This window comes from Mycobacterium sp. 1245499.0 (assembly GCF_001673615.1).
GTDB classification, from domain to species: Bacteria; Actinomycetota; Actinomycetes; order Mycobacteriales; family Mycobacteriaceae; genus Mycobacterium; species Mycobacterium europaeum_A.
This window is the reverse complement of sequence record NZ_LZMG01000121.1, coordinates 1-941: the sequence shown is the minus strand read 5'-3', so window position 1 is coordinate 941 and position 941 is coordinate 1. Positions and strand designations below refer to the sequence as shown.

The window sequence follows — 941 nt, the reverse complement described above, 5'->3', positions numbered from 1 at the left end:
CAGCGCGAAGGCCGCGGCCGTGCGTCCGTCGGTGGCATAACGCAAGTTGGGGTGCACCTTCAGCACCGGCCCGGCGTTGACCTCTATCAGGTGGCCGGGCTCGTGCCGATCCGGATAGTTCGGATGGGTGGCGTGCGCCATGTCCGCCGAGGCCAGCAGTGAGTCGGGCAGACGGCGCAGGAAGTCCTCTCGGGTACCGCCGGCCGTGAGCACGATGCGCTCCAGGATGGTGCCCAACAGGTCGGACTGGGCACCGTGGTCGGAGGACGAACCGACCTCCTCGTGGTCGAAGAGCACCAGCACGGGTACGAACGCCCGGGGCGTGGCGGCCAACATAGCCTCCATGCCCGCATAGCAACTGGCCTGGTTGTCCAGCCGGGGAGCGCTCAGCAGGTCGGCGTTGGCGCCGATCACCGTTGAGGGGGTCAGGTCGTGGGTCATCAGGTCGGCGGCCAGCACGCCGGTCGCCGCCACCCCGGCGCGTTCCGCGACGAAGTCGAGGAAGGACGTCGCTGCTGCGCCAACACCCCAGACGGCGTTGACGTGGCGCTGCGGGTCCAGTGTCAGCGATTTGCGGTCCTCGGCCAGGTGAATGGCCAGCTGCGGCACCCGCAGGATCGGGTCGTCGATTCGGACCAGCCGGTGCTCGATCCCGCTGCCGTCATGAACTGACAACCGCCCGCTGATGCCCAGGTCGCGGTCCAGCCAGGAGTTGAGCCACGCGCCGCCGTAGGGCTCCAAGGCGAGCACCCGCCAACCGGCGACCATCCGGTCGGGATGTTGTTTGACCCGCAGGTTCGGGCTGTCGGTGTGTGCGCCGACGATCCGGAAGGGGCCGTCGGCGCCGTCGGAATTCCACGCGACCAGCGAGCCGGCCCGGACCACGAAGTAGCGGCCCGGTTCTTCCGGCCACCGTTGAGCCTCGTTCAGTTCGGTGAACC

Annotated in this window: 1 protein-coding gene; it reads right to left on the bottom strand. The window is 69.0% G+C overall.

The window, feature by feature from the left end; translation table 11 throughout:
* Positions 1-941, bottom strand: a 941-nt coding sequence (locus A5646_RS06010) for a M18 family aminopeptidase (RefSeq protein WP_067020563.1), incomplete at both ends; no start/stop codon positions are given.